29 protein-coding genes are annotated in these 24,059 nt (G+C 66.7%); 18 read left to right on the top strand and 11 right to left on the bottom strand.

The genetic code is table 11. The annotated features are described in order from the left end of the window. Nucleotides 1–134: 134 nt before the first annotated feature. Nucleotides 135–1,523 carry an ammonium transporter gene (locus tag Q1A36_RS13520; protein ID WP_299844935.1) on the top strand — a complete coding sequence of 463 codons (1,389 nt, stop codon included), beginning with the start codon at nt 135–137 and terminating at the stop codon, nt 1,521–1,523. Nucleotides 1,524–1,590: 67 nt separating this feature from the next. Here the strand turns inward: Q1A36_RS13520 and Q1A36_RS13525 are convergent, their stop codons facing one another. After that, complete coding sequence (locus tag Q1A36_RS13525; protein ID WP_299844937.1) at nt 1,591–2,598, bottom strand: polyprenyl synthetase family protein; 1,008 nt, start codon at nt 2,596–2,598, stop codon at nt 1,591–1,593. 72 nt (nt 2,599–2,670) lie between these two features. On the opposite strand from Q1A36_RS13525, the gene Q1A36_RS13530 reads away from it, so the two are divergent. The 3 genes from Q1A36_RS13530 to Q1A36_RS13540 all read left to right on the top strand — a co-directional run bounded on the left by Q1A36_RS13530 (nt 2,671) and on the right by Q1A36_RS13540 (nt 3,856). Continuing rightward, entirely contained in the window at nt 2,671–2,883 is a 213-nt protein-coding gene (locus Q1A36_RS13530; protein WP_299844939.1) for a DUF2007 domain-containing protein, read from the top strand. Further along, nucleotides 2,876–3,619 carry a methyltransferase gene (locus Q1A36_RS13535; protein ID WP_299844941.1) on the top strand — a complete coding sequence of 248 codons (744 nt, stop codon included), beginning with the start codon at nt 2,876–2,878 and terminating at the stop codon, nt 3,617–3,619. The genes Q1A36_RS13530 and Q1A36_RS13535 overlap by 8 nt, the downstream gene beginning before the upstream one ends. 75 nt (nt 3,620–3,694) lie before the next feature. Continuing rightward, the gene (locus tag Q1A36_RS13540; protein ID WP_101752760.1) at nt 3,695–3,856 is read left to right on the top strand and encodes a YdcH family protein; all 162 of its coding nucleotides are present in this window, start codon (nt 3,695–3,697) and stop codon (nt 3,854–3,856) included. 84 nt (nt 3,857–3,940) lie between these two features. Here Q1A36_RS13540 and phbB read toward each other — a convergent pair whose 3' ends face one another. The 3 genes from phbB to Q1A36_RS13555 form a co-directional block, all read right to left on the bottom strand. After that, nucleotides 3,941–4,666, bottom strand: a complete 726-nt coding sequence (phbB, locus tag Q1A36_RS13545; protein WP_101752759.1) for an acetoacetyl-CoA reductase — start codon at nt 4,664–4,666, stop codon at nt 3,941–3,943. Nucleotides 4,667–4,768: 102 nt separating this feature from the next. Next, nucleotides 4,769–5,941, bottom strand: coding sequence for an acetyl-CoA C-acetyltransferase (locus Q1A36_RS13550; protein ID WP_299844946.1), 1,173 nt, complete (start codon nt 5,939–5,941; stop codon nt 4,769–4,771). Nucleotides 5,942–6,201: 260 nt separating this feature from the next. After that, nucleotides 6,202–6,996: an EAL domain-containing protein gene (locus tag Q1A36_RS13555; protein ID WP_299845012.1), complete on the bottom strand. Its 795-nt coding sequence runs from the start codon at nt 6,994–6,996 to the stop codon at nt 6,202–6,204. Nucleotides 6,997–7,116: 120 nt separating this feature from the next. On the opposite strand from Q1A36_RS13555, the gene Q1A36_RS13560 reads away from it, so the two are divergent. Beyond that, nucleotides 7,117–7,695 carry a DNA-3-methyladenine glycosylase I gene (locus Q1A36_RS13560; protein ID WP_299844949.1) on the top strand — a complete coding sequence of 193 codons (579 nt, stop codon included), beginning with the start codon at nt 7,117–7,119 and terminating at the stop codon, nt 7,693–7,695. Here Q1A36_RS13560 and Q1A36_RS13565 read toward each other — a convergent pair. Next, a complete protein-coding gene (locus Q1A36_RS13565) occupies nt 7,670–8,215 on the bottom strand; it encodes a TlpA disulfide reductase family protein (RefSeq protein WP_299844952.1) in 546 nt (181 codons plus the stop codon). The two genes, Q1A36_RS13560 and Q1A36_RS13565, sit on opposite strands and share 26 nt — an antisense overlap. Before the next feature lie 21 nt (nt 8,216–8,236). Between Q1A36_RS13565 and argH the strand changes: the two genes are divergently transcribed. From argH to Q1A36_RS13585, 4 genes are all read left to right on the top strand, one after another. Continuing rightward, nucleotides 8,237–9,634 carry an argininosuccinate lyase gene (gene argH, locus Q1A36_RS13570; RefSeq protein WP_299844955.1) on the top strand — a complete coding sequence of 466 codons (1,398 nt, stop codon included), beginning with the start codon at nt 8,237–8,239 and terminating at the stop codon, nt 9,632–9,634. After that, on the top strand, nt 9,631–9,774 hold the full coding sequence (locus Q1A36_RS13575) for a lipoprotein (RefSeq protein WP_299844958.1): 144 nt from the start codon (nt 9,631–9,633) through the stop codon (nt 9,772–9,774). The genes argH and Q1A36_RS13575 overlap by 4 nt, the downstream gene beginning before the upstream one ends. Then, nucleotides 9,775–11,040, top strand: a complete 1,266-nt coding sequence (gene lysA / locus Q1A36_RS13580; RefSeq protein ID WP_299844961.1) for a diaminopimelate decarboxylase — start codon at nt 9,775–9,777, stop codon at nt 11,038–11,040. A gap of 71 nt (nt 11,041–11,111) precedes the next feature. After that, nucleotides 11,112–13,595, top strand: coding sequence for a DUF4175 family protein (locus Q1A36_RS13585; protein ID WP_299844964.1), 2,484 nt, complete (start codon nt 11,112–11,114; stop codon nt 13,593–13,595). 6 nt (nt 13,596–13,601) lie between these two features. Here Q1A36_RS13585 and Q1A36_RS13590 read toward each other — a convergent pair whose 3' ends face one another. After that, on the bottom strand, nt 13,602–14,258 hold the full coding sequence (locus tag Q1A36_RS13590) for a zinc-ribbon domain-containing protein (protein WP_299844967.1): 657 nt from the start codon (nt 14,256–14,258) through the stop codon (nt 13,602–13,604). 83 nt (nt 14,259–14,341) lie between these two features. Here Q1A36_RS13590 and Q1A36_RS13595 point away from each other — a divergent pair, with 83 nt between their 5' ends. The 4 genes from Q1A36_RS13595 to Q1A36_RS13610 are packed head-to-tail and all read left to right on the top strand — an operon-like array spanning nt 14,342 to nt 17,320. Then, a complete protein-coding gene (locus Q1A36_RS13595) occupies nt 14,342–15,016 on the top strand; it encodes an ATP-binding cassette domain-containing protein (RefSeq protein ID WP_101752751.1) in 675 nt (224 codons plus the stop codon). Between the two features lie 35 nt (nt 15,017–15,051). Continuing rightward, the gene (locus Q1A36_RS13600) at nt 15,052–15,957 is read left to right on the top strand and encodes an FtsX-like permease family protein (protein ID WP_299845015.1); all 906 of its coding nucleotides are present in this window, start codon (nt 15,052–15,054) and stop codon (nt 15,955–15,957) included. Continuing rightward, a complete protein-coding gene (locus Q1A36_RS13605) occupies nt 15,954–16,721 on the top strand; it encodes a lysophospholipid acyltransferase family protein (RefSeq protein WP_299844971.1) in 768 nt (255 codons plus the stop codon). The genes Q1A36_RS13600 and Q1A36_RS13605 overlap by 4 nt, the downstream gene beginning before the upstream one ends. Beyond that, entirely contained in the window at nt 16,718–17,320 is a 603-nt protein-coding gene (locus Q1A36_RS13610) for a pyridoxamine 5'-phosphate oxidase family protein (protein ID WP_299844974.1), read from the top strand. Before Q1A36_RS13605 ends, Q1A36_RS13610 begins: the two co-directional genes overlap by 4 nt. Before the next feature lie 73 nt (nt 17,321–17,393). Here the strand turns inward: Q1A36_RS13610 and Q1A36_RS13615 are convergent, their stop codons facing one another. From Q1A36_RS13615 to Q1A36_RS13635, 5 genes are all read right to left on the bottom strand, one after another. Continuing rightward, nucleotides 17,394–17,618: a hypothetical protein gene (locus Q1A36_RS13615; protein WP_299844977.1), complete on the bottom strand. Its 225-nt coding sequence runs from the start codon at nt 17,616–17,618 to the stop codon at nt 17,394–17,396. A 361-nt stretch (nt 17,619–17,979) separates the two neighbouring features. Further along, on the bottom strand, nt 17,980–18,294 hold the full coding sequence (sugE, locus tag Q1A36_RS13620; RefSeq protein ID WP_299844980.1) for a quaternary ammonium compound efflux SMR transporter SugE: 315 nt from the start codon (nt 18,292–18,294) through the stop codon (nt 17,980–17,982). Continuing rightward, a complete protein-coding gene (locus Q1A36_RS13625; protein WP_299844983.1) occupies nt 18,294–19,256 on the bottom strand; it encodes an acetyl-CoA carboxylase carboxyltransferase subunit alpha in 963 nt (320 codons plus the stop codon). The genes sugE and Q1A36_RS13625 overlap by 1 nt, the downstream gene beginning before the upstream one ends. Before the next feature lie 71 nt (nt 19,257–19,327). After that, the gene (locus tag Q1A36_RS13630; RefSeq protein ID WP_299844986.1) at nt 19,328–19,915 is read right to left on the bottom strand and encodes a L,D-transpeptidase; all 588 of its coding nucleotides are present in this window, start codon (nt 19,913–19,915) and stop codon (nt 19,328–19,330) included. Next, a complete protein-coding gene (locus Q1A36_RS13635; protein WP_299844989.1) occupies nt 19,912–21,099 on the bottom strand; it encodes a MalY/PatB family protein in 1,188 nt (395 codons plus the stop codon). Before Q1A36_RS13635 ends, Q1A36_RS13630 begins: the two co-directional genes overlap by 4 nt. A gap of 79 nt (nt 21,100–21,178) precedes the next feature. Between Q1A36_RS13635 and def (Q1A36_RS13640) the strand changes: the two genes are divergently transcribed. From def (Q1A36_RS13640) to Q1A36_RS21475, 5 genes are all read left to right on the top strand, one after another. After that, nucleotides 21,179–21,700, top strand: a complete 522-nt coding sequence (gene def, locus Q1A36_RS13640) for a peptide deformylase (protein WP_299844992.1) — start codon at nt 21,179–21,181, stop codon at nt 21,698–21,700. After that, a complete protein-coding gene (gene def / locus Q1A36_RS13645; RefSeq protein WP_299844995.1) occupies nt 21,693–22,205 on the top strand; it encodes a peptide deformylase in 513 nt (170 codons plus the stop codon). The genes def (Q1A36_RS13640) and def (Q1A36_RS13645) overlap by 8 nt, the downstream gene beginning before the upstream one ends. Beyond that, nucleotides 22,202–22,702 (top strand): peptide deformylase, encoded by a 501-nt coding sequence (gene def, locus Q1A36_RS13650; RefSeq protein WP_299844998.1) that lies wholly within the window; start codon nt 22,202–22,204, stop codon nt 22,700–22,702. Before def (Q1A36_RS13645) ends, def (Q1A36_RS13650) begins: the two co-directional genes overlap by 4 nt. A 63-nt stretch (nt 22,703–22,765) precedes the next feature. After that, the gene (gene fmt, locus Q1A36_RS13655; protein ID WP_299845001.1) at nt 22,766–23,659 is read left to right on the top strand and encodes a methionyl-tRNA formyltransferase; all 894 of its coding nucleotides are present in this window, start codon (nt 22,766–22,768) and stop codon (nt 23,657–23,659) included. An 83-nt stretch (nt 23,660–23,742) separates the two neighbouring features. After that, entirely contained in the window at nt 23,743–23,994 is a 252-nt protein-coding gene (locus Q1A36_RS21475; protein WP_366141579.1) for a DUF4236 domain-containing protein, read from the top strand. The last annotated feature ends 65 nt before the right edge of the window (nt 23,995–24,059 follow it).

The following is a 24,059-nucleotide window of genomic DNA, read 5'->3' on the forward strand; positions in this document are numbered from 1 at the left end:
CGATCGGGAGGGCAGGGAAAGTTTCTGCACTGCGGAAAAGGGCGGCAATCTTGTCGCGCGCGGATCGGAACGGCCTTGTGGCGATGACGCAGCCTCGTGCTGCCAAAAGATGCCACAGCGAAAGGTGACACCTGATGAGACGCACGCTTTTCTCCACCCTGCTGGCCCTGGCGGCGCTGACCGCGCTGCCGGCGCTGGCACAGGATGCCGCCGTGCCGGTGCCGGACAAGGGTGACACGACCTGGATGATGGTGTCGGCCATTCTGGTGATGATGATGACCCTGCCGGGGCTGGCGCTGTTCTACGGCGGGCTGGTGCGCTCGAAAAACGTGCTGTCGGTCCTGATGCAGGTGCTGGCGACCTTCTGCGTGATGGCATTGCTCTGGGTGATCTACGGCTATTCGCTGGCGTTCACCGGCGCCGGATCGGCCGAGGATGCGGGCTTCCTGACCCCCTATATCGGCAATCTGTCCAAAGCCTTCCTGTCGGGCGTCACCACCTCGAGCATTGCCGAGACCTTTTCGGCAGGGGTCTATATCCCCGAACTCTCCTTTGTGATCTTCCAGATGGCCTTCGCCTGTATCGCCCCGGCGCTGATTGTCGGCGCCACGGCCGAACGGATGAAATTCTCGGCCATCCTTGCCTTCGTGGTGCTGTGGTTCACCTTCTCCTATCTGCCGATGGCCCATATGGTCTGGTGGTGGGGCGGTCCCTCGGCCTATGACGCGCCGTCGGGGCTGCTCTTCGGTCACGGCGCGCTGGACTTTGCCGGTGGCACTGTCATCCACATCAACGCGGGCATTGCCGGTCTGGTCGCCGCATTGGTCGCTGGTCCCCGGCTGGGGTATCGGCGCGAGCTGATCGCGCCGCATAACCTGACCTTCACCCTGATCGGTGGCTGCCTGCTGTTCATCGGCTGGTTCGGCTTCAACGCCGGCTCGAATCTCGAGGCGAATGGCCTTGCCGCGCTGGCGATTCTGAACACCGTTGTGGCCACCGCTGCCGCGGCGCTGGCCTGGGCCTTTGGCGAATGGATCCTGCGCGGCCATCCCTCGCTGCTGGGTGCGGTCTCGGGCGCGATTGCCGGTCTGGTCGGTGTCACTCCGGCTGCCGGTTTCGTCGGCCCGATGGGCGCCATCGCCATCGGCCTGATCGCCGGCCTCGCCTGCATGTGGGTCGTTGTCTCGCTGAAATCCAGGATCGGCATCGATGACAGCCTCGACGTCTTCGGCATCCACGGCGTCGGCGGCATCATCGGCGCGATCCTGACCGGCGTCTTCGCCTCTCCCTCGCTGGGTGGTGCCGGGGTCTGGGACTACGCGACCGGCGCGGTCGCCGAGTTCAACATGGGCGGGCAGGTCTATGCCCAGACTCTCGGCGTGGTGATCTGCATCATCTGGTCGGGCGTGGTGAGCTTCATCGCCATCCACCTCGTCAAGGCGGTGATGGGCCTGCGCGTCGCCGATACCGACGAGCGCCAGGGTCTGGATGTCACCACTCACGGGGAAAACGCCTACAACTGAGGCAGCTTGTGCCTTCCCCCCGGCCCGGCCTCGAAACGGGCCGGGTCTTTTCGTATCGGAATTGCGCTCAGGCCACGCGGGCGACGACGAAATCGGCCAGATCATCCAGCAGGACGCGGATCTCGTTCTCGGGCAGCAGGCTCAGCGCGGCCCTGGCCTTGGCGACCCAGCCAAGCGCATCGGCGCGCGCGGCCTCCATCGCGCCATGCCGCGCCATGATCGCCAGCGCCCGGTCCAGATCGCCGTCGCGCTGATCGCCGGCCTCGATGGTGCGGACCCAGAAGGCGCGCTCCTCGGCATCGGCGCGGGTGACAGCCTTGATCACCGGCAGGGTCAGCTTGCGCTCGCGGAAATCATCGCCGGTATTCTTGCCGATGGTGGCGCTGACGCCGCCGTAATCCAAGAGGTCATCGACGATCTGGAAGGCGATCCCCAGCGCGTCGCCATAGTCGTAGAGCGCCCGCACCTGATCCTCGGGCGCGCCGGCAATGACCCCGCCAACTTCGGTCGCGGCGGAAAACAGCGCCGCTGTCTTGCCCCGCACCACCTGCAGATAGATGGCTTCGTCGGTGCGCAGATCCTGCGCGGCGGTCAGTTGCAGCACCTCGCCCTCGGCGATGGTGGCGCTGGCATTGGCCAGGATGTCCAGCACCCGCAGGCTGCCGGTCTCGACCATCAGCTGGAAACTGCGGGCAAAGAGGTAATCGCCGACCAGCACGCTGGACTTGTTGTCCCAAAGCAAGTTGGCCGTGGGCCGACCGCGGCGCTGGCGGCTTTCATCGACCACGTCGTCATGCAGCAGCGTCGCCGTGTGGATGAATTCGACCGTCGCGGCCAGCTTGACGTGATCCTGCCCCGGATAGGAGAGCAGGCGGGCGGCAGCCAGCGTCAGCATCGGACGCAGACGCTTGCCCCCGGCTTCGACCAGATGCGCGGTCACTTCGGGGATGCGCGGAGCGTGGCGGCTGGCCATGCGGTTGCGGATCAGGATGTTCACCTGCTCCATATCGCCCGCGAGGCGGTCAGAGAGACGGTCCAGCGGCGTCGAGGCGCTGTCGGTGGTGGTGGTGATCATCGGTGGCCCCTTTCGCGTCCTGCCATTGCCACGCCATCGACATCGGTGCAACCGCCCCATAACATCAAGGGCATGAAAGAACTGCTTCGTACCACCGATCCGCTGCGTCTGGCTCGTGCGCTGGATCTTCTGGAGCAACATGATATCCCCGCCTTCCAGTTCGACCAGCATATGAGCGTGCTGGAAGGTTCGATCGGCGCGCTGTTGCCGCAGCGGCTGATGGTTGCGGATCGCGACCATTTCATGGCCAGCGCCATCCTGCGCGATGCCGGTCTGGATGAGTGACCTCAGCCTCGACGATTTCCTGAATGGCCGGCTGACGATTGCCCAGCCTCGTCGCGGCTATCGCTCGGGCGCGGATGCGGTCATGCTAGCGGCGGCCTGTCCGGCTCGTCCGGGGGAGCGCGTGCTGGAACTGGGCTGCGGGGCCGGGGTGGCGAGCCTGTGCCTGGGCTGGCGGGTGCCCGGTGCGATGCTGACCGGGCTGGAGCGGCAGAGGGACTATGCCGAACTGGCGCGGCAGAACGCCGCACGGAACGCCATCCCGCTGCGGGTGATCGAGGGCGATCTGGCGCGGATGCCGGCGGAACTCCGGGGCGAAAGTTTCGATCATGTCATCGCCAACCCGCCCTTCTTCCAGGGCGGCACCGCGCCCGAGGATGCAGGCCGGGGCGAGGCGCGGCACGAGGAAACGCCGATGGCGGGTTGGGTTGATGCCGCCCTGCGCCGGCTGCGGCCGGGCGGGGTGGTGACGCTGATCCAGCGGGCCGACCGACTGGATTCGTTGATTCTGGCGCTGGCTGGCCGGGCGGGTGGTGTCACCATCCTGCCGATTGCCCCGCGGGTGGGGCGCGAGGCGGGCCGGGTGATCGTTGCGGCAAAGAAGGGCGCGCGCGCGCCGCTGCGGCTGCTGGCGCCCTTCCTCATGCATGCCGAATCGAGCCATCTGAAGGATGGCGAGGACCTGTCGCCAGCGGCTGCGGCGGTCCTGCGCGAAGGCCAGCCGATCAACCTTGGGTAGTGTGAAACTCTCGTGACAGAATCGAAATTCTGTGCTCGACTGCCCCTCACTCGCAAGACACAAAGGGAGAACGATATGTCGGTTGCTTCTCATGTCGAGGAACTGCGCAAAAAGCACAACGCATTGTCCGAGGCTGTTGAAAAGGCTCAAAGAAGCCCCGGAACCAACGATCAGGACATCATGGTGATGAAGCGCGAAAAGCTGCGGCTGAAGGAAGAAATCAACCGCCTGTCGTGACGATCCGACCGGTTTTCCAGAAGATGAAACGGCCCGCGAAACTCGCGGGCCGTTGTGTTTTCCGACAAATTTTGTTGAACGGGCTCAGACGAAGAACTGGCCGCCATTGGCGCTGATGGTCGAGCCGGTGATGAAGCCGGCATCGTCCGAGGCCAGGAAGACCACGGCGCGGGCGATTTCCTCGGGCTCACCCAGGCGACCGACGGGGATCTGCGGGATGATCCGCTCGTTCAGAACCTTCTCGTCGATGGCACGCACCATCTCGGTGCCGATATAGCCCGGGCAGATGGCGTTCACGGTGATGCCGGCGCGGGCGCCCTCTTGTGCCAGGGCCTTGGTGAAGCCCAGATCGCCGGCCTTGGCCGCCGAATAGTTGGCCTGACCCGCCTGGCCCTTCTGCCCGTTGATCGAGCTGATATTGACGATGCGGCCGAACTTGCGGTCGCGCATCCCGGTCCAGACCGGATGGGTCATGTTGAAAAGACCGGTCAGGTTGGTGTCCATGACCTCTTTCCACTGCTGGGGCGTCATCTTGTGGAACATCGCATCGCGGGTGATGCCCGCATTGTTCACCAGAACGGCGATCGGACCCAGCTCGTCCTCGACCTGCTTGATGCCGGCGGTGCAGGCATCGTAATCGGCGACCGACCATTTGTAGGTCTTGATGCCGGTCTCGTCGGTGAAGGCCTTGGCGGCCTCGTCATTGCCGGCATAGTTCGCGGCAACGGTATAGCCCGCATCCTTCAGCGCCTTCGAGATGGCGGCACCAATGCCGCGCGATCCGCCCGTGACAACTGCAACTTTACTCATTCTGGTCCCCTCGCGTTTCCGTTGAGTTGAAATCTTGTTATCCAAGCCAAGACCTGCGCGCAAGATCATTGCGCGCAGGAATTCGGGCCGGATAGCCCCTGATCAACGCTCGAGGCAGAGGGCGACGCCCATACCGCCGCCGATGCACAGCGTTGCGATGCCCTTCTTGGCGTCGCGGCGGCCCATCTCGAAGATCAGGCTGTTCAGGATGCGCGCGCCCGAGGCGCCGATCGGGTGGCCGATGGCGATGGCGCCGCCGTTCACGTTCACGATCTCGGGGTCCCAGCCCATTTCCTTGTTCACCGCCAGCGCCTGTGCGGCAAAGGCCTCGTTCGCTTCGATCAGGTCCAGATCGCCGACCTTCCAGCCGGCTTTCTCCAGCGCCTTGCGGCTGGCATAGACCGGGCCGACGCCCATGATCGCCGGGTCGAGACCGGCGGTCGCGTAGGAGGCGATGCGGGCCAGCGGGGTCAGGCCACGGCGGGCGGCCTCGTCTTCGGACATGACCATGACGGCGGCAGCGCCGTCATTCAGGCCCGAAGCGTTGCCGGCAGTCACCGAGCCGTCGCGGGTGAAGGCGGGGCGCAGCTTCTGCATCGCCTCCAGCGTGGCACCGTGACGGATATACTCGTCCTTGTCGACGACGGTGTCGCCCTTGCGGGTCTTGACGGTATAGCCGACGATCTCGTCATCGAACTTGCCGGCTTCCTGCGCGGCCTCGGCCTTGTTCTGGCTGCCGACGGCGAATTCGTCCTGCGCTTCGCGGGTGATCTGGAACTTCTCGGCCACGTTCTCGGCGGTCTGGCCCATGTGGTAATTGTTGAACGCATCCCACAGACCGTCGCGGATCATCGTGTCGATGGCCTGCATGTCGCCCATTTTCTGACCGGCGCGCAGGTAGGAGGCGTGCGGCGACAGCGACATGCTTTCCTGACCGCCGGCGATGACGATGTCGGCATCGCCAAGGCTGACCTGCTGGGCCGCCAGCGCCACCGCGCGCAGACCCGAACCGCAGACCTGGTTGAGACCCCAGGCGGCCGATTCCTTCGGCAGACCGGCATTGATATGGGCCTGACGGGCGGGGTTCTGGCCCTGCGCGGCGGTCAGCACCTGCCCGAGGATGGTTTCGCTGACTTCTGCGGGATCGACGCCGGCGCGCTCGACAACGGCCTTCAGCACGGTGGCACCCAGGTCATGCGCCGGAACGTTGGCGAAGGATCCCAGGAAGCTGCCAACCGGCGTGCGGGCAGCGGAAACGATAACGGCTTTCGTCATGAGGGGGCTCCTTCCCATCCAGGTTTGCCGGCGGGGGGCCGGCGTCGGCGCCTAGGATGCGATTTCGCGACGTGGCGTCAAGGCCGGGACGGGGGGAATGCGGAACTTGCGCAAGATTGGTTAGTGGGCGGCGATGCCCGTTGATCCGCCCGCGGCGGATGCGACCTTGCGCGTCGCGGCGCTGGTACATCGGCCCTGCTGGCCGAGTGCAGCCGCCGCCTGCGACGATCGGCCCCGAGCCTGATGGCCGATCCCGTATTCTATCGCTGCGCCTTTGCAGGCGGACTTTTCCACGGCGGCGCAATCGTCGGCGCGCCGAAATAGTAACCCTGCAGGCAATCGATCCCGAGATCGATCAGAAAGGCCGCGTCCTCGGCGGTCTCGACCGATTCGGCGACGGTGAACATGTCGAAATGGATGGCGATGGATTGCAGCGCGCGGGTCAGCACCTGGTTGTCGGGGTTCTGGCTGATCTCGCGGATGAACTGTCCGTCTATCTTGATCATATCAAAGCAGAAATCCCGCAGATAGCGGAACGAGGTGTAGCCGGCGCCGAAATCGTCCAGCGCCAGGCTGACGCCATAGCCCTGAACCTCGCGCATGAAATGCCCGACCTCGGCCGGCAGCTGGATGGCCGAGCTTTCGGTGATTTCCAGGATCAGTCGTTCGGCGATTTCGGGCGAGCTTCCGAGGCCCGAGCGCAGGGTCTGGATCCAGTGCGGATAGCCGATGGACCGCGCCGACATGTTGATCGAGAGGCGCAGTGATGGCTCTTCCGCCAGCGCGGTCAGCCCGAGTTGCAGCGACAGGCAGTCGATCTGGCGGCCCAGTTCCATCGTCTCGGCCACCGGCATGAAATCCTTCAGTGGAACGATGCGGCCGGAATCGTCGACCACCCGGATGAGGCCCTCGTAAAACGCGGGTCGCCCGGTCCGGCCGGATTGCACGACCGGCTGATAGGCCAGAAGGGCATGGCCCTGAGCCACGGCGGCCTGAACCGCGGGCATGGTGATTCGGGTCTGCTGGTCGATGGCGAAATCCAGCGGTGATCCCATATCCGACTGATTGCCCCCGCTCACATCGCGACTCCTGCATGTCCTGCCTTTGCAGCATGGTCATGATGGCCTAACTTCCGGTTAAACCCGCCCCCTTTCTGGAAATCAGGTTAACCCATCATGACCGAACGCTGCCCCTGGTGCGGGACCGATCCGCTTTACGTCGCCTATCACGATACCGAATGGGGCGTGCCCGAGCGTGATCCCCGCGCCTTGTGGGAAAAGCTGGTGCTGGACGGCTTTCAGGCCGGGCTCAGCTGGATCACCATCCTGCGCAAGCGCGACGGTTTCCGCGAGGAGTTCGAGGGGTTCGATCCCGAGCGCGTGGCCCGGTGGGACGAGGCGCGGATCGAGGCCGCGCTGCAGAACCCGGGCATCATCCGGCATCGCGGCAAGGTCGCCGCGACCGTCAAGGGCGCGCGGCTGTTCCTGGAGATCGAGGGGGCCGAGGGCTTCACCCCCTATATCTGGGGCTTCACCGGCGGCGAGGTGATCCAGAACCGCCCCGCGTCGATGAGCGACGTGGCCACTGCCACGCCCGAATCGACCGAAATGTCCAAATCGCTGAAAAAGCGCGGCTTCAACTTCTGCGGGCCGGTCATCACCTATGCCTTCATGCAGGCCTGCGGGCTGGTGAACGACCACCTGACCGGCTGCCCGCGCCATGCCGAGGTCAGGGCGCTGTCAGTTCCCGGATGACCTGCTTGGCCGCGTCAGAAGCCCAGTCCGCATCGCCGGACAGGCGGGCGACCTCCTGCCCCTCGGGCGAGATCAGCACCGTCACCGGCAGGCCCAGAACGCCCATGGCGCGGGCCAGCTGCTGCCGGGCATCGGTCAGGATCGGCAGGTGTTCCACGCCGGTCTCGGCATAGAACTTGTCGATCGCCTCGCGTGCATTGCGCCCGGTGGCGACGGTCAGCACCTGGAAATCCTCACCGCCCAGTTCGCCCTGCAACTCGTCCAGCGCCGGCATTTCCTCGCGGCAGGGGGCGCACCAGGTCGCCCAGAAGTTCAAGAGGATCGCCTTGCCCCGGTAATCCGACAGCCGGACCTCTTTGCCATCGGCATCCAGAAACACCGTATCGGGCAGGTCGGTCGGTTCGGTCTCGACCAGCTTGGCCAACCCGTTCGCCTTGGCGGCCTCGAAGTCGATGGCCCCGGCGAAAGCCGCATTTGCACCGAAAACCAGCGCCGTATAAAGCAGAAGCGAACGCAGCATGAGACCTCCGAAGGATCGCCGATGACCGACCAGACCAAATCCGCCAACACGATGTGGGGCGGGCGCTTCGCTGCCGGGCCGGACGCGATCATGGAACAGATCAACGCCTCGATCGGCTTCGACAAGCGCTTGTATGCCCAGGACATCCGGGGCAGTCGGGCCCACGCCGCCATGTTGGCCGCGCAAGGCATCATCAGCGATAGCGACGCCACCGCGATCCGGGAAGGCCTGCTCACGGTCTTGTCAGAGATCGAGGGCGGAAATTTCCCGTTTTCCAGCGCGCTGGAGGACATTCACATGAATGTCGAGGCGCGGCTGAAGGAGCTGATCGGCGAGCCGGCCGGGCGGCTGCATACCGGCCGCTCGCGCAACGACCAGGTGGCGACCGATTTCCGGCTCTGGGTGCGTGATCAGTGCGATGCGGCGATCGAGGGTCTGCGCGCGCTGATCGGCGCGGCGCTGGCCCAGGCCGAAGCGGGCGCCGACTGGGTCATGCCGGGCTTTACCCATCTGCAGACCGCTCAGCCCGTCACGTGGGGCCATCACATGATGGCCTATGTCGAGATGTTCGGCCGTGACCTGTCGCGCTTTCAGGATGCGCGCAGGCGGATGAACGAATCGCCCCTTGGGGCCGCGGCGCTGGCCGGGACCGGCTATCCGCTGGACCGCGCGGCGACCGCCAAGGCGCTGAATTTCGACCGGCCGATGGCCAACAGTCTCGATGCGGTCAGTGACCGCGATTTCGCGCTGGAATTCCTGTCGGCCTCGTCGATCTGCGCGGTGCATCTGTCGCGGCTGGCGGAAGAGCTGGTGATCTGGTCCTCGGCCCAGTTCCGCTTTGTCTCGATGTCGGACAAATGGTCCACCGGCTCGTCGATCATGCCGCAGAAGCGCAACCCCGACGCGGCCGAGCTGATCCGGGCCAAGATCGGCCGCATCCTTGGCGCGACGGTCGCCCTCTTCACCGTGATGAAGGGACTGCCCTTGGCCTATTCCAAGGACATGCAGGAGGACAAGGAACAGGTCTTTGACGCGGCCGATCACCTGATGCTGGCCTTGGCGGCGATGACCGGGATGTTGTCGGACCTGACCGCCAACCGCGAGAAGATGGAAGCTGCCGCCTCGGCCGGCTTCTCGACCGCCACCGATCTGGCCGATTGGCTGGTGCGCGAGGCGGGCCTGCCCTTCCGCGACGCCCATCACGCGACCGGCGCGCTGGTGGCGATGGCGGAAAAGAAGGGCGTCGATCTGGACGAGCTGACCATGGCCGAGATGCAGACAGTCAATCCGGCGATCAACCAGTCGGTCTATTCGGTGCTGGGGGTGCATAATTCGGTCGCCTCGCGGCAAAGCTATGGCGGCACCGCGCCCGACCAGGTGCGGGCGCAGATCGCGCGCTGGAAAGAGGTGTTGGCATGAGACTTATTGCGCTGATCGCGCTTGCGGCGCTGGCTGCCTGTGGGGTCGATGGCCCGCCGGAACGCCCGGTCGAGCCGAAACCGCAGCCCGGGGTGACGGTGTCGGGCGAGGCGCGGATCGGGATGCAGGCGACGCTGTAGATGGATCACTTCAACTATCAGAACGGCCATCTCTGCGCCGAGGACGTGCGGCTGTCGAGCATCGCGGCCGAGGTCGGCACCCCCGTCTATGTCTATTCCACCGCCACGCTGACCCGGCATTTCGGCCTGTTCCGGCAGGCTCTGGATTGGACGCCGCATCTGGTCTGCTACGCGGTGAAAGCCAATTCCAACCTCGCCATCCTGAAGCTGATGGGTGATCTGGGGGCGGGGATGGATGTGGTCTCGGGCGGCGAATATGCTCGCGCCAAGGCGGCCGGTGTGCCGGGCGAGCGGATCGTTTTTTCCGGCGTCGGCAAGACCATCGCCGAGATGCGCATGGCGCTGGAGGGCGGCATCCGCCAGTTCAACGTCGAAAGCGAGGCGGAGTTGCGCGCGCTGTCGCAACTGGCCGACAGTATGGGCGCGGTTGCCCCCGTCGCAATCCGGGTGAACCCGGACGTGGACGCCAAGACCCATGAGAAGATCGCCACCGGCAAGTCGGAAAACAAGTTCGGCATTCCCATCGCCAAGGCGCGGGAGGTCTATGCCGAGGCCGCGCGTCTGCCAGGGTTGCAGGTCGTGGGTGTGGACATGCATATCGGCAGCCAGCTGACCGATCTCGACCCCTATCGTCAGGCCTATGCCAAGATGGCCGACCTGGTCCGCGCCCTGCGCGCCGACGGCCACACGATCACCCGGCTCGACATGGGCGGCGGTCTGGGCATTCCCTATCGCCGCGACAACAATGCGCCGCCCTTGCCGATCGAATACGGGCAGGTGATCCGCGAGACGGTGGGCGATCTCGGCTGCGAGATCGAGATCGAGCCGGGCCGCAACATCGTCGGCAATGCCGGGATCCTGCTGGCCTCGGTCATCTATCTGAAAGAGGGCGAGGGGCGCGATTTCCTGATCCTCGACGCGGCCATGAACGACCTGCTGCGCCCGGCCATGTATGGCGCGCATCATGACATCGTGCCGGTGAACGAGCCTGCGCTCGGGGCCGAGGTCAGCGCCATGGATGTGGTCGGCCCGGTCTGCGAGACCGGCGACACCTTCCAGAAGGGCACTGAGCTGCCGGCGATGATGGCGGGCGACCTGGTCGCCTTCCGCTCGGCCGGCGCCTACGGCGCGGCGATGGCCTCGGAATACAACACCCGTCCGCTGGTGCCCGAGGTGCTGGTCAGCGGCGATCAATTTGCCGTCATCCGGGCCAGACCGAGCATTGAGGAAATCCTCGCCCGCGATACCATCCCGGAATGGCTATAGGTCGGTTCCTGCGACGGCGTAAGGAACCGGGGGCTGTCCGCCCCCGGACCCAGGAGGATATTTCGGCCAGGATGAAGGATGACGCGCCGGTTGTCGTGCGGGCGCTACGGCTGACTCATGCGGGCATGGTCTGGGAACAGGTCGCGCGGGCCTTCTGGCCCTTGGCGGCGCTGGCGGCGGTGGTTTTTGCCGCCTTCTGGCTGGGGCTTATCAGCGCCCTGCCGGCGGCGGTCTTGCCATGGCTTCTGGGCGCTGCGGTGCTGGCGCTGATCGTCGCGGCGGTCTGGGGCGGCTTGCGCTTTGGCCGCGTGGGCGAGGCGGCGGCGCTGGCGCGGGTCGATGCGACCCTACCGGGGCGGCCCCTGTCGGCGCTGCGAGATCAGGCGGCCTTGGGCGGCGAGGGCGCGCTGTGGCAGGCCCATCAGGCGCAGATGCGGGCGCGGGCCGAGGCGGCGCGGGCCGTGGCACCCGATGCCGGGCTGAACCGCCGGGATCCGCTGGCGCTGCGGCTGGCGGCGATGGTGGCGCTGGTCATGGCGCTGATCTTTGGCGGGGTGGGCAATCTGGGGCAGGGGCTGTCCGCCGTCGCCGCCACCTTCCGGCCTCCCGCAAGCCAGATGCCGGACATTGCCACCGGGCCAAGCTGGGAAGGCTGGGCCGAGCCGCCCGCCTATACCCGCCGCCCGACGATCTACCTGAACGCCCTGCCCGAGGGCGAGGTGCTGGAACTGCCCAAGGGCAGCGCCGTCAGTTTCCGCCTTTATGGCGAGGGCGCGGGTGTGACGCAGGATATTGGTCCCGCACAGGGGAACGAGGCGCAGGCCCCGTCCTTCGAGGCGATGCAAAGCGGGGTGATCGAGGTGGCCGGACGGCGTTTCGACGTGACCGTGCTGCCCGATGCGGCCCCGCGCATCCGCCCCGGCGATGCGCCGACCCGGCGCGCGGATGGCCGGCTGGTGCAGGATTTTTCCGCCGATGACGATCATGGCGTGGTTGCCGGCAGCGCCGGGATCGAGCTTGACCTGGCCTCGGTGCCGCGGAGCTTCGGTTTGGCCATCGATCCCGAGCCGCGCGAGCCCATCGCGCTGGAATTGCCGATGCCCAATGGCACGCGGAAAGAGGTTCAGGGCCAATTGGTGCAGGATCTGGCGCGGCATCCCTGGGCCAACCTGCCGGTGACGGTGCGGCTGTCGGTGCTGGACGGCATCGATCAGGAGGGGCTGTCCGAACCGATGCAGACCATCCTGCCGGGCCGGCGCTTCTTCGACCCGCTGGCCGCCGCGCTGATCGAGATGCGCCGCGATCTCTTGTGGTCGCGGGAGAATGCGGCCCGCAGCGCCGAAATCCTGCGCGCTGTGACCTGGCAACCCGAGGGCTATGTCGATCAGCCGCTATACCTGCAACTGCGCGCCGGCGTGGGCGTGCTGGAGGCCGGGCCGCTGACCCCGGAGGCGCGCGACAAGCTGGCCGAGGCTCTGTGGCAGGCGGCGATCCAGCTGGAGGATGGCGGACTGGCCGATGCGCTGGAGGCGATGAAACAGGCGCAGGAAAAGCTGTCCGAGGCGATCCGCAACGGCGCCAGCCCAGACGAGATCCAGCGGCTGATGGACGAGCTGAAAGAGGCGACGGATAACTATACCCGGATGCTGGCCGAACAGGGTCAGCCCGACCCGGCCGACCGCTTTACCCAGAACCAGCAATCACAGGTCGTCACCGGCGACATGATCCAGCAGATGATGGACGAGATTCAGCGGCTGATGAACGAGGGCCGCATGGCCGAGGCCCAGCAATTGCTGGAGCAGTTCAACCGGATGATGGAGAACCTGCAGGTCACGCAGGGCCAGTCGGGCGGTCAGGGCCAGCAGGGGCAGGGACAGGAAGGCAACCAGTCGATGAACCGGCTGGCCGATACGCTGCGCGAACAGCAGCGCCTGTCGGACGAGGCTTTCCGCGAAATGCAGGAACAGTTCGGTCAGGGCGGCCAGCAGGGCAGCGAGGATCTGGCCGAGCGTCAGGGCCAGCTGCGCGAAGAGTTGGGCCAGCAGCAGGGCTTGATGCCGGGGCAGGGCTCGGAACAGGGCGATGCGGCGCGGCAGTCGCTGGACGAGGCCGGGCGCTCGATGGATCAGGCCGAACAGGCGCTGCGCGAGGGCGACATGTCCGGCGCGCTGGAACGGCAGGCCGATGCCATCCAGTCGATGCGCGAGGGGATGCGGGCGCTTGGCGACATGCTGGGGCAAGGCCAGCGCGGGGCCGAGGGGCCGGACGGGCAGCAACAGGGCCAAGAGGGCCAGCAGCCGGGCGGTCAGGCCGGGCAGGCGATGCGCGATGGCGAGAACGGCCTGCCCTATGATCGCCGGGCGCAGCGCGATCCGCTGGGGCGGCAGCTCTCCGGCAATGGCAATACCATCACCGATGGCGATCCCCTGGCCGAGGGCATCGATCCGGCGCGGCGGGCGCGTGATCTCTTGGACGAGATCCGCCGCCGCAGCGGCGAGCGCACGCGGCCCGAGGATGAGCGCGACTACCTGGGCCGCTTGCTGGACCGGTTCTGATCGGGGCTATTCGCCGCCGGTGCCAAAGACGCTCTGATGCAGCCAGGCGCGACCATCATCTACCGCGACGCGGAAGCCTGCCAGCCCGCCCTGACCGCCGGTATCCGGTGTCAGGACATAGGCCAAGAGCAGGCTGGCGGCGACGGCGAGGGACAGGGCGAAGCCGCGCAGGTAGCCCGCGCGATCCTTGGCCCCCGATTCCTCTTCGTGCAGCGGGTTGACCGTCCGCGCATGGCCGTGGGGCGTGGTGCGGTTGACCGTGGCCTCCAGCTTGTCCTGCGCAGGCGCGCTGTCGCCGGGACGCTGCGGCCGGTCGTTGATATGGCGCGAGGGCGCCGGGCCGGCCATCGGCGGGTCGGTGGTCAGGATGACTGTGGCCTCTTCGGTCGCCTCTTCCGGCTCGACCGCCTCGCTGCGCTGGCGGCGGGCCAGCTCGGCCTCTTCGCGCAGCACCGACAGCACCGAATCGGGCAGGGGGCGGTTCAGCCTCGGGCCGGTCTCGGGCGCAGCCGTCATCGGCCCTTTCGGGGCAGCCGCACCCGGTTCGTGCCAGCCATGCCCGCAGGAGGAACATTCGACATCGCGGCCATCCGCAGGGATCGCGGTGGCATCGACCCGGTACTCGGCCCCGCATTCCGGGCATGTCAGACGTATTTCACCCATCCCGCCCTCTCGCATTCGGCGCCCTGCTGTTCTATCAAGCCCACGCCCGGCTTCCAAGTCGCCGGACGCGAAGGGGGTGCCTTTTGATCGAGATGCAGGATGCCGGGTTCGGCTATCAGGGCGGAGAACCGTTGCTCTCTGGCATGACGCTGAGCCTGCAGCCGGGGTCGTTCCATTTCCTCACCGGGCCGTCCGGCTCGGGCAAGACCACCTTCATGCGGCTTTGCTATGCCGATCTCTTGCCCAGTTCGGGGCGGATGACGGCGCTGGGGCAGGATCTGCGCGGGCTGACCCGCGACGGCATCGCCGCGCTGCGCCGCAAGGTCGGCGTGGTGCATCAGGACCCCCAATTCCTCGATCATCTGCCGGTGGCCGAGAACGTCGCCCTGCCGCTGACCATTTCCGGCCAGCCGGTCGACATGGCCGCCATGCGCGACCTGCTGGGCTGGGTTGGCCTTGCGCAGCAGGCCCGGGTGCTGCCCGGCTCGCTGTCGGGGGGCGAGCGGCAACGGGTGGCGCTGGCGCGGGCGGTGATCCTGTCGCCCGATCTTGTGCTGGCGGACGAGCCGACCGGGAACCTTGACTGGGATATGTCGATGCGGCTGATGCAGCTCTTGATCGAGTTGAACCGGTCGGGAAAGACGGTGATGGTGGCCACGCATGACCTGAACCTCATTCGCGCCACCAAGGCGCAGGTCGCTGCGCGGGTGCTGCGCATTGCCAACGGGACATTGCAACTGGCGGGGGCTGATCTGTGAAACTGCCGAAACTCTCGGGCGGGTCGGTCAAGGGGCTGGACCTCAGGGCATTGGTCGCCAGCCTGACCGGCGATGGCGCCTCGGGCGACCGGATCGTGCCGCCGACCGGCTTTACCGCGCAACTGACGCTGTTCGCCGCCGGGGCCATGGCCTTTCTGGCGGTGTTTGCGCTGGCGCTGTCGCTGGCGACCGGGCGGCTGGCCGACCGTTGGGCCGAGTCGCTGGCGCAGACCGTGACCGTGCGGGTCTCGGCCCCCTCGACCGAGATCGAGGCGCAGACCGAGAACGTGATGCAGATCCTGCGCGCGACCCCCGGCGTGGGAGAGCCGCGGCTGCTGGATGACGCGGAAATCGCCGATCTCTTGACCCCGTGGTTCGGCCCGGATGTGCCGGTCGATGCGCTGCCGGTGCCGCGTCTGATCGAACTGCCGATCATCGATGCAAGCGACTTCGACACGGCAGGGCTGCGCCTCAGGCTCGAGGGCGAGGTGCCGAACGCGGTGCTGGACGACCATACCGAATGGCGCCGGCCGCTGGTCTCGGCAGCCAGCCGCTTGCAGATGCTGGGGATCTTCTCACTGTTGCTGATCGCGGCGGCCTCGGCGGCGATGATCACGCTGGCGGCGCGGGCGGCGCTGGCGGCGAACGGGCAGGTGATCCGGGTGCTGCGGCTGATCGGGGCGCGCGACATCACCATTGCCACGGCCTTCGTCCGCCGCTTCACCCGCCGCGCGGCGCTGGGGGCGGGCGTGGGCACGGTGCTGGGCCTGCTGGCTGTCATCGCCCTGCCGAACATGGAGGAAAGCGGCCAGTTCCTGACCGGCCTCGGCTTTCAGGGCTGGGGCTGGCTCTGGGCGCTCTTGATCCCGCTGGTCGCGGCGGCCGTGGGCTTTCTGGCCACCCGTTGGGCGGCGCTGACCATGCTGGGGCAGGTGCGATGAGCCGCGGCTTCTCGCCCGAGCCGGGGCGGCTGACGTTCTGGCAATATGTCCAGAACGTGCTTTTTTATATCCATATCGGGCTGGCCACGCTGGTGCTGGGCTTCTGGGGCCTGTTCGTGGTGCTGCGCCGGGGAGAGGAGGGGGCGACCCATGTCGCCTCGACCTGGATCGCCTATCTGGTGCGCGCCGCCCGCTGGCATCTGGGGCTGATCTGCGAGGTGCGCGGCACGCCGCCGACCCATGACTGCATCATCGCCGCCAAGCATCAATGCTTCTGGGATATCCTCGTGCTTGCCCATTCGGTGCCGCGCCGCGCTTTCATCATGAAGCGCGAGGTGATGCGGGTGCCGATCATGGGCTGGTATGCGAAGATGGTGGGCAGCGTGCCGATCGACCGCTCGCGCGGCAAGGATGCGATGAAGGCGATCTCGGCGCGCATCCGCGAACGGATGCAGCGCGGCGTGCTGGGCCAGCTGATCATCTATCCCGAGGGCACGCGGACCCTGCCGGGGAGCCGCAAGCCCTACAAGCATGGCGTGGCCACCATCCGCGCCGCGACCGGCTTGGAGGTCATTCCGGTGGCGGTGAATACCGGGCTTTTCTGGCCGCGCAAGGGCTGGGGCATCCGTCCGGGGCGGGCGGTGATCGAGTTCCTGCCGGCGGTGCCGGCGGATCTGCCCAATGATCAGGTCATTCCCTGGCTGGAAGACGCGATCGAGACCCGGTCGGACCAGCTGATGGCGGAAGCGGGGTTCAAGGCATGAAGTGGTTGTCCGAGGGTGATCTGGCGGGGATCTATGGCACGCCCGGCGCGGCCTCGCTGCGCAAGGTCACGGATCGACTGACGCCGGACTATGCTGCGTTCATAAGGGCTTCGCGCTTCTGCGTGCTGTCGACGGTCGGTCCTGAAGGCACCGATGCCAGCCCGCGCGGGGATGATGGCCCGGTGGCACGCATTCTCGACGACAAGCATCTGGCGCTGCCCGACTGGCGCGGGAACGAGCGGATCGATTCGCTGAAGAACATCGCCCGCGATGGCCGGGTCAGCCTGATGTTCCTGATCCGAGGGTCCAGCACGGTGATCCGGGTGAACGGGCAGGCGCGGCTGACCGATGATGCAGATCTGTGTCAAGCCTTTGAACGAGAAGAAAAATTGCCGCGCACGGTCATCGTTGTGCAGATCGGCGAGGTCTATTTCCAATGCGCCCGCGCGGTGATGCGGGCGGGGTTGTGGGCGGATGCCGACGACAGCGCCGGGCTGGCCACAGCCGGGCAGATCCTTGCGGGTCTGACCGAGGGCGAGGTCGGCGGCGCGACTTACGATGCCGAATGGCCCGGACGCGCCGCCCTGACCCTGTGGTAGGAAACGGGCCCGAATCCGCCCGCACCGGGCGTACACAGCCTGCGCACAGGTCGTACACAGGCCGTGCACCGGCTCAGTAATGGTTCCAGTAGCGCGGCGGCTCGGCCGGGATATGGGGCAGCAGCCCGATATCGCGCCGCAGATGCGGGCTGATCTGCTCGGTCGGCAGCATCCGATGCCGCATGCCGCGTTTACGGTCCGGGCGCAGCAGCGCCATCACCATGCCCATCAGCACCGCCCGGGCACCATGCCGGGCGATCAGCCGTTCAAGCGCTGCGCGTGGGGGGACCGCCCCCATTGGCAATCTTGCGATCATGTCAGTCACCTGCGGACCCGCGCATGGGCGGGCCCTTGTCAAAAGGAGGATAGAGGTCAGGCGCAGCCGAAACGGTCTGCGTCAGTCACCCGGATTTTGTGGGGATTGGCCCGGAGGCCGATCAGCAGCGGTGCAGTACGCCGGTGCCAGTCCACGAGGCCGCCAGATCAAAGGCGTGTCGGATCGAATAATGATGCATGGTCGCCCTCCTCTTGTCAGGCTGGTGGAAAGTCTTTGCAACCTGACCGGGTGGGCGAGTCGGAACAAGAAAAAACCGGTCACTGAGGTGTGGCCGGGTTGGGGTGTTGCCGATGGGTGACACGGGCCCGCTCTGGCCGCCGGATCAGGCCAGCTTCAGCGCCGCGATCCCGGCGACGATCAACCCGATGCCGGCCAGCTTCAGCGGCGCGGTGGATTCGCCCAGCCACAGGATGCCCAACACCGCCACGCCAAGCGCGCCGATCCCGGTCCAGACCGCATAGGCGGTGCCTGCGGGCAGGTGGCGCAAGGCGGCGGCCAGCAGCCAGAAACTGGCGGCGGCGGCGATGATGGTGACGATCGAGGGCACCAGCCGGGTGAAGCCGTCGGAATATTTCAGCGACAGCGCCCAGACCACCTCGAGCAGACCGGCGAGGACCAGAAGGACCCAGGGGTTCATCAGGCGGGCAATCCCTTGTTGCCCATCGCCAGGAACTTGGCGCGGCGGTCGCGGATCAGCTGCGCGGGCTTCTGACCCGACAGCTCTTTCAGCATGGCGGCAATGTCCTTGCCCACGGCCTTGATCGTCTCGGCCGGGTGGCGCTGCGCGCCGCCCATCGGCTCGGCGATGATGCGGTCGATGATGCCCAGTTCCTTCAGGTCCTGCGCGGTCAGGCGCAGCGCCTGCGCCGCCTCGCGCATCTTCTCGGCATCCTTCCACAGGATCGAGGCGCAGCCTTCGGGCGAGATCACCGAGTAGATCGAATGTTCCAGCATGGCGATGCGGTTCGCGGTAGCAAAGGCCACGGCCCCGCCCGATCCGCCCTCGCCGATGATGACCGAGACCAGCGGCACGCCGATCTCGAGGCATTTCTGGGTGCAGCGGGCGATGGCCTCGCTTTGGCCGCGTTCCTCGGCGCCCTTGCCGGGATAGGCACCCGGTGTGTCGACCAGCGTGATGACCGGCAGGCCGAAGCGGCTGGCCATGTCCATCAGCCGGATCGCCTTGCGATAGCCCTCGGGCCGGGCCATGCCGAAATTGTGGTGGATGCGCGACTTGGTGTCATTGCCCTTTTCATGGCCGATCACCACGCAAGGCGCATCGTTGAAGCGGGCGAGGCCGCCCATCACCGCATGGTCGTCGCCAAAGGCGCGGTCGCCGGCCAGCGGGGTGTATTCGGTAAAGAGCGCGTTGATGTAATCGCTGCAATGGGGCCGGTCGGCATGGCGGGCGACCTGGGTTTTCCGCCAGGGATCGAGGCTCTTGTAGAGATCCTTCAGCATGCCGCTGGCCTTCTTGTCCAGCGCGGCCGCCTCTTTCTCGACATCCACGGCATTCTCGTCCTTGCGGGCGAGGGCGCGCAGCTCTTCGGCCTTGCCCTCGATATCAGCCAGGGGCTTTTCGAATTCGAGATAGGTCATGTGATCGGACTCCGGTCAGCGGTTGCGGACTATATGATCGCATGGAAGGGTGATTGCAACGCGGGCCGGTGTCAGGGGCGGATCTCGACCTCGGTGCCGATCTGGGCGGCGGCGAAGAGTTCGCGGATTTCGGCATCGCTGACGGCAATGCAACCCGCCGTCCAGTCGCCCGCCAGAACCTCGCCATCGGGGCGCTGGTTGGGCTGGCCATGGATGAAGATGTCGCCGCCCGGATCGACGCCCGCCGCCCTTGCCCGGTCGCGGTCCTCGGGTCGGGGATAGTCGATGCCGAGCGACAGGTGATAGGCGCTGGCATCATTGCGGCGGTCGATGCGGAAGACGCCCTCGGGCGTGCGGCCGTCACCCTGCCGCAGCTTGCTGCCGTCGGGTTCGAAGCCCAGCCCGATGCGATAGGTCTTGAGGCTTTCGCCATCGCGGAAGACGGTCATCCGCCGGGCCGATTTCTCGATCAGGATGCGATCGACCGGGCCTTGCAACGCCGCCTGCGGGCGTTCGGGCCGGGTCTCGGGGCGCTGGGGAACGGTGACGACCGGCGCATCGGGGCGGCGCGGGATCAGGTCGGGGGCCAGCACCAGCCAGACCCCCCAGAGGATCAGCGCCAGACAGAGCGCCGAAAAGACCCGCGCCAGCCGCTTCATTGCAGGTCTTTGAACGCCTGCTGCAGCCGCGTGACCGCCTCGGCCACGCGGGCGCGGGGGGTGGCGAGGTTGAAGCGCAGGAAATCCTCGCCGCCCGCGCCGAAGGTGGTGCCGTGATTGGCGGCGATGGCGGCCTGATCCTGCACCCGCGCGGTGAATTCCTCGCGGGTCATGCCGGTGCCCGAAAAATCGACCCAGGCCAGATAGGTCGCCTCAAGCGGCATCGAGCGGAGGCCCGGAATGGCATTCACGCCCTCGTCGAACAGCCGCCGGTTGCCGTCGATATAGTCGACCAGCGCATCGACCCACTCCGCCCCCTCGGGCGAATAGGCGGCGGCGACCATGTCCTGACCAAAGAGCCCGGGCGAGAGGCCAAGCGCCATCTGCCGGCCCTGATAGGCGGCGCGCAACTTGGGATCGGCGATGATCGCATTGCCGATATGGGCGCCGGCGATGTTGAAGGTCTTGGTCGCGGCGGTCAGGGTGATCAGCCGGTCGGCGATATCGGGCGCGGCCAGCGCGGTGACGATGTGGCGGGGTGCACCCGGCATGACCAGATCGGCATGGATCTCGTCCGAGACGAGGATCAGGTCATGGGCCTTGCAGAACTCCGCGACCTGCCGCAGTTCCTCGGCCGTCCAGACCCGGCCGCCGGGATTATGGGGCGAGCAGAGAATCAGCATCTTCTCGCGCCCGGTCAGCTGCCCGGCCCAGTTCTCCCAATCCATCTGGTAGAGGCCAGCGGCATCCTGACGCAGCGGGAACTCGGCCACCTCGCGGCCATTCGCGCGGATGACGCGGGCAAAGGCGTGATAGACCGGCGTCATCAGGATCACCCGGTCGCCGGGCTGGGTGAAGGCATCGACGGCCAGTGCCGTGCCATTGACCAGACCGGCGGCGGTCAGAATCCAGTCGGGCTGAACCTCCCAGCCATGGCGGTTGGCCATCCACCAGCGGATCGCCTCGAGATAGGGCTGGTTCTTGCCCGGATAGCCATAGACGCCGTGATCCGCGGTCGCCTCGACCGCGCGCTGCACCGCCGCGGGCGGGCGGAAATCCATGTCGGCCACCCACATCGAGATGCCCGTCTGCGGGTCGACGCCGTAATGGCTTTGCATGTCGTCCCATTTCGAGCAGCGGGTGCCGATGCGGTCGATCACTTCGTCAAAATCGGGACGTGCCATGCCTTACCTCTGATTTCCTTTAGGCTCCTGCATACGCGGCTTGTTGCGCAGGGCCAAGGCTTGCCCTATCTCAGCTTGCATGAGCTTGCGCCCGATCCTGATCCATCCCGACCCGCGCCTGAAGAAGGTGGCGGAGCCCGTCGCCCGCGTCACGCCCGAGATCGAGGCGCTGGCCGATGACATGCTGGCCACCATGTATGACGCGCCGGGCATCGGCCTTGCCGGTCCGCAGGTGGGCGTGCTGCAACGCATCTTCGTCATGGATGCCAGCCGCGAGCCCGATGCCGAGCCGCGTCCGATGGTGCTTCTGAACCCCGAGATCGACTGGTCCTCGGAGGAGCAGAACACCTATGACGAGGGCTGCCTGTCCATCCCCGAGCAATATGCCGAGGTGACGCGGCCGAAGCAGGTGCGGATGCGTTGGCTCGGCCTCGACGGCAAGACCCATACGGAAGAGTTCGACGGGCTCTGGGCGACCTGTGCGCAGCACGAGCTGGACCACCTGAACGGGATGCTGTTCATCGACCATATCTCGGCCATCAAAAGGCAGATGATTACCCGCCGCATGGTCAAGCTGAAGCGCGAGCGCGCCCGTGCCTGACGACCTGCCCCCGGGGGTTCTGCGGCCCATCCTGTTGCACCCCGATCCGGTGCTGCAGCAGCGCTGTGCGCCCGCAGGCTATCTGACCGGTTCCGATCTTCTGCAACTCGCCGCCGACATGCTGGCCACGATGTATGACGCGCAGGGGCGCGGCCTTGCTGCACCGCAAATCGGGCTGTTGCGTCGGCTTTTCGTGATGGATGCCGGATGGAAACAGGGCGCGGCCGAGCCGCTGGTTCTGCTGGACCCCGAGATCATCGCCCGCCACGGACCGCTGGAAGAGGCCGAGGAGCGTTGTCTCTCGATCCCCGACCGCCCGGTTCTGGTGGTGCGCGCCGCGCGCATCGAGATCCGCTGGTTCGACCTGAACGGCAAGGTGCAGCAGCGCGAGATGGAGGGCGATGCCGCCCGCATCGCCCAGCACGAGGCCGATCATCTGGATGGCCGGCTGATCATCGACATTCCGCCGCTCGACGGCACGGGCCAGACCCGGACGATGCAATGACTGTTCGCCCCTTCATCCCCTATACTGACCCGCGCCTGCACCGCCCGGCAGAGCCGGTAGCCGAGATCACCGAGACGGTGCGGATGATCTGGGACGATATGACCGACACGATGGAGGCGATGCCGGGGGTCGGCCTTGCCGCGCCGCAGATCGGGATCATGCTGCGGCTGGCCGTGGTAGATGCCTCGGAGAAACGTGGCGAGGCCGTGCGCATGGCCAATCCCGAGGTCCTGCACGCCTCGGTCAAGCTGCGCGGCCATGACGAGGCCAGCCCCAACCTGCCCGGCGTCTTCGCCAAGATCGAACGCCCCCGCGCAGTGACGGTGCGCTTCCTGAACGATCAGGGCGAGATCGAGGAGCGCGATTTCGTCGGCCTGTGGGCGACCTCGGTGCAGCACCAGATCGACCATCTGAACGGCAAGGTCTATGTCGACCACCTGTCGCCGCTGCGCCGCAAGATGCTGGTGCAGAAGTCGGGTAAGCTGGCGCGGCGATAGGCGGGTGGACTGGGGCGCTGCCCCAGACCCCGGGATATTTATGCCAAGATGAAAGGGGCTGCCATGCGCGTGATCTTCATGGGAACGCCGGATTTCTCGGTTCCGGCGCTCAGGGCGATTGCCGCCGCGCATGAGGTGGTGGCGGTCTATTCGCAGCCGCCGCGCGCGGCGGGGCGCGGGCAGAAGCCCCGGCCCTCGCCGGTGCAGCGTGCCGCCGAGGATCTGGGCATCCCGGTGCGGGCGCCTGTCAGCCTGAAGGGGGCCGAGGCGCAGGCCGAGTTCACGGCGCTAGGGGCCGATGCCGCGGTGGTCGTGGCCTATGGGCTGATCCTGCCGCAAGCTGTGCTGGATGCGCCGCGCCTCGGTTGCCTGAACATCCATGCGAGCCTCCTGCCGCGCTGGCGGGGGGCGGCGCCGATCCACCGGGCGGTGATGTCGGGCGATGCCGAGACCGGGGTGGCGATCATGCAGATGGAGGCGGGGCTGGATACCGGCCCGGTTCTCGCCGAGGCGCGCACCGCGATCGGGGCCGGGGAGACCACGGCAGACCTGCATGACCGGCTGTCGGTGATGGGGGCCGAACTGGTGGTCGATGTGCTGGGGCGGTTGCCCCTGCCCGCGACGCGGCAGCCCGAGGATGGCGTGACTTATGCGCAGAAGATCGACAAGGCCGAGGCTCGGGTGGACTGGCAAAAGCCCGCCGCCGAGGTGGACCGGCTGATCCGGGGGCTGTCGCCCTTTCCCGGCGCCTGGTGCGAGGTGGCGGGCGAGCGGGTGAAACTGCTGCGCAGCCGTGTGGCCCAAGGCAGCGGCGCGCCGGGACAGGTGCTGGGCGGGTTCACCGTGGCCTGTGGGGACGGCGCGGTCGAGGTGCTGGAGGCGCAACGGGCCGGCAAGAAGCCGATGGCGGCGGCTGAGTTGCTGAAGGGCTGGGTGCTGCCGGCGTGGGTGGACTGAGGTCGCACGATGCCGCATTGTTCTAGAAAGTTAAGAAGTTCTGTTGGTTAGACAAGGAGCGGCGATCCGCGCCGGTGTTTCTAATGCCCTTATATTTCCATGATTCAATTAGCTTTGGCGTCTTTCGCCTCAATTTGTCAAAATCCGGCATAGGTATTTCTGTGGGCGTGAAGGGTTTCCGTTTGGGAACCGGGCCTCGCGGGCACTACATTCGCGCAGGTACACATGGAGTCTACTACCGACAGACGTTAGGTGGATTGGGTAGCCGCACAGCGACTGAGTCAAGTAAGGCCACTATTACGCCGCCCATAACATCTGCGCATCTAGTGTTCTGAGTCTGACGCCTCTTACCTGTTGCCCCTGATTTCATCGAGGGCGTTGAGGGCGCGGCGTTCGCGGG

Origin of the sequence: uncultured Paracoccus sp., assembly GCF_947487305.1 — a bacterium.
GTDB lineage: Bacteria > Pseudomonadota > Alphaproteobacteria > Rhodobacterales > Rhodobacteraceae > Paracoccus.